Origin of the sequence: Paraburkholderia sp. J8-2 (genome assembly GCF_905220195.1) — a bacterium.
In the GTDB taxonomy this organism is placed as follows: domain Bacteria; phylum Pseudomonadota; class Gammaproteobacteria; order Burkholderiales; family Burkholderiaceae; genus Paraburkholderia.
Genome location: NZ_CAJMZA010000069.1, coordinates 1 through 3,428 on the forward strand (window position 1 = coordinate 1; position 3,428 = coordinate 3,428).

Annotated in this window: 4 protein-coding genes; all 4 read left to right on the top strand. The window is 57.8% G+C overall.

Annotated elements, in window-relative coordinates:
* Window positions 1-53 precede the first annotated feature (53 nt).
* The 4 genes from U5A52_RS43440 to U5A52_RS42670 all read left to right on the top strand — a co-directional run bounded on the left by U5A52_RS43440 (window position 54) and on the right by U5A52_RS42670 (window position 3,343).
* A complete protein-coding gene (locus U5A52_RS43440; RefSeq protein ID WP_415774145.1) occupies window positions 54-323 on the top strand; it encodes a DUF5372 family protein in 270 nt (89 codons plus the stop codon).
* 175 nt (window positions 324-498) lie between these two features.
* Window positions 499-963, top strand: coding sequence for a helix-turn-helix domain-containing protein (locus U5A52_RS42660; RefSeq protein ID WP_321940393.1), 465 nt, complete (start codon window positions 499-501; stop codon window positions 961-963).
* A gap of 286 nt (window positions 964-1,249) precedes the next feature.
* A complete protein-coding gene (locus U5A52_RS42665; protein ID WP_321940395.1) occupies window positions 1,250-2,443 on the top strand; it encodes a recombinase family protein in 1,194 nt (397 codons plus the stop codon).
* A 105-nt stretch (window positions 2,444-2,548) separates the two neighbouring features.
* A complete protein-coding gene (locus tag U5A52_RS42670; RefSeq protein ID WP_321940396.1) occupies window positions 2,549-3,343 on the top strand; it encodes a hypothetical protein in 795 nt (264 codons plus the stop codon).
* Window positions 3,344-3,428 lie beyond the last annotated feature (85 nt).

Here is a 3,428-nt window from a genome sequence, read left to right on the forward strand (position 1 = left end):
GTAACATACCTCGGAATGCGAACCTTGTTGTTGCCTCAGAACACCTTGTCCGCATTACCCATCCGTTTCACCCATTCAGTGGGCAGCGACTTCTGTGTATTGGTGAACGCTATAACCGGTCTGGCAGACGTCTCTTGCTGCGAATCGACGACAAGAGCTATTGCTCCGTTCCTCCGAAGTGGACCGATATGAGCGAACCTGATCCCGAAGTCACGATAGGACGAGCTCGCGCGCTGTTCACGGTTGCGGATTTGATGGAGCTTGCGCTCCTCGTGAGACGCTTCTCTTCGCGCAGGCATGCAGAGGACGCCTCGTCTATGTAAGAGCAATTATGTCGCTCGTGTAAGGAAATTAACGCCGCGAAGCTTGATTTTCCATTTTTGTGCAACACTTCCATCTCCGCAGTTTGTGCCGACATTGTGCGGAATCATAGAGCTTGACAAGTCTCATTTTGCGGCATAATTTAATTACACAAACGTGTAGACTTTCGGAGTGACCGTGCCACCGAACGAACGCAAGCGCTCGAAGACCGATGTTCTCGCGGAAGACGGTACGCTGAATCCGACACCAGAGAGCGTTCTTGATCCCAAGTTCCAGAAAGGCGGATTCTTCGATCCCCACGACGCCGTGCAGGTCAAGTACGAGATGTTGCGCCGGGTCTCGGTGGAGAAGGCGTCGGTGACGCAGATTTCCGACGAATATGGTGTTTCGCGACCGACCTTCTATCAGGCGCGGGCAGACTTCGAGGAAGGTGGCATCGCGGGTTTGGTCCCAAGGAAGCGCGGGCCGCGTGGTCCACACAAGATCCAGGGCGACGTGTTGGCCTTTCTCAAGTCGCAGTTCACGCCAGGAGAACCGATTCGGGCACGTGAACTGGCAAAGCTGGTCCGCAAGGAATTCGGTCTCGATGTGCATCCGAGAACGATCGAGCGCGCCTTCGGTGTAAAAAAAACGGCGGAATAGCACGAACTGGTGCTTTTCCGTTGGTAGTTTCATCTGCAATCGCTGCGCAATACGAGGTGCTGCGCTCCGCCGTGCTTGGCGAGGCCCTGCCCGCAGAGGCCCGCCGCGGACTCAGCGTCTTTCTTGCTCGAGGTATGTGGGCATGGGCACGCATCATGGTTCAAGGGCGTGCTCCGCTGGATCCGATCGGTACCCGGTCCTCTCCGTACACACAGCCCTTCGAGCGCCAGAGCGTCATCTATGCACTCGCAGGCATGGCTATGGCGCTCAATGAGCGGAGAAGCCCATGAACGCGTCGCTTAAAGTTCAGCCTCACCATCTCGAACGGAGTGCTTACCTTTACATCCGGCAGTCGTCGATGCGGCAAGTCGTCGAGAACGTTGAGAGCACGAAGCGGCAATACGCCTTGCGTGGCCGTGCGACCGCGCTCGGCTGGCGCGACGAGCAGATCGTCACGATCGACAGCGATCAGGGCGAATCGGGAGCATCAGCGTCATGGCGGGAGGGGTTTCAACGGTTGGTCACTGATGTTGGCATGGGTCGCGCGGGCATCGTCATGGGCCTGGAGGTTTCACGCCTTGCAAGAAACAATGCCGACTGGCATCGGCTGCTGGAAATCTGCGCGCTTGCGGACACGCTGATTCTTGACGAGGACGGGATATACGATCCGGCAAGCTTCAATGATCGGCTCCTGCTTGGGCTTAAGGGAACAATGAGTGAAGCCGAACTGCATGTTCTCAAGGCACGACTACGCGGCGGAATCCTGAACAAGGTAAGCCGTGGCGAGTATCGCTGCCTGCTGCCGACCGGCTTTGTATACGACGAACTCGGCAATGTAGTGCTTGACCCAGATTCGCAGGTCAGGGAAACCATTGCGTATTTCTTCGAGACGTTCTCACGGGTCGGCTCTGCCTGTCAGACGGTCAAGGTCTTCAAGAATGAAGGCCTTCTGTTCCCCTCACGCACACGCAACGAGAAGTTCGTCATCTTCCAGCACCTGACTGCGTCGACGGCACTTCGGATGCTGAACAATCCGCGCTACGCGGGTGCTTATGCCTACGGCCGACGGCAGTATCGGCGAATTGCAGACGGGCGGAAGGTGCCTCGAAGACGTAATCGCAATGACTGGCTTGCCTGTATCCCGGACGCCCATCCCGGATACATCACCTGGGAGCAGTTTCAGCAGAACCTCAAGGTCCTGGAAACGAATGGTCGCGGATATGAAGTTGCGCGATCGTCGCCGCCTCGCGAGGGGGCCGCTTTACTGCAGGGGCGCGCCATCTGTGGACGTTGTGGCAGGCATCTCCGGCTCCGGTACGCTACCCGACGCGGACGACAGGAGGCGTGGTATATCTGCGATCGAGCGAAAGGCACCCGTGGAGAACCTACCTGCCAGTCGATTGCCGGAGCACCGATCGACGAGGCAGTTGGTGCATTGGTGGTCGCATCGATGACTCCAGCTGCAGTTGAGTTGGCGTGAGAGATTCGCAGGGAGGTTGAGTCTCGTCACGATGAAGCTGACCGGTTACGCCTTCGCGCCATCGAACGCGCCCAGTTCGACGCAGATCTTGCCCAACGGCGGTTCATGCTAGTCGATCCGAACAACCGGCTGGTTGCTGACACCCTCGAGCACGAATGGAACGATAAGTTGCGCACATTGGCCGACGCCAGGGAGCAAAGGGAGCGTAGCCAGCAGCAGGAGCGTCTTGCGCTCGACGATGCGATTCGCGACCGGCTCGTCGCCATGACGGCTGACTTCAAGACGCTTTGGGGAGACCCGTCCTTGGCAAATCGGGAGCGTAAGCGGCTGCTCGCCTATATCGTCGAGGACGTCACACTGGTCAAACTTCCAGACGAAGGAACAACCAGGATCCACGTTCGCTTCAAGGCCGGCAAGACTGAAACGCTCACGGCGCAGAATCCCAAATCCTCTGCACAACAGGTCAAGACGCGGCCAGAGGTTCTGGATCTCATCGACAAGCTTCTCGATATCCATACATGCTCAGAGATTGCGGAAATCCTCAACAATCGGGGCATCCGCCCCGGTGGCTGCATCCGGCCGGGCAAGGCCGACATCCGATTTACCGCGATGCGCGTCTCATATGCCGCTCAGCGAAACGGCTTACGCTCGCGTCGCGACAGACTGAGAGACCGGGGCATGTTGACGAGATCAGAGGCCGCCTCTCGGCTCGGAATCCATGAAGCCACGCTCATCAGGTGGGTTGAGTACGGGCTCGTCACCAGACACGCCTACAACGACTATGCGTTCCTCTACGAGGTTCCAGATTCGAACCCGCCAGTGAAGCACAGCAGCCGATGGGACTCACTCACTGACCGCGCAGCAGCGGCGCGAGCGGCATCGGGCTCCAAAACCCTCTGATCTAACTGAAGGAGTTGTAGTATGAAGCCAGATAGTTCGCAAGAAGCCAGATTCCGTCCTCCGTGGCCCAGAGAATCTTTATCAT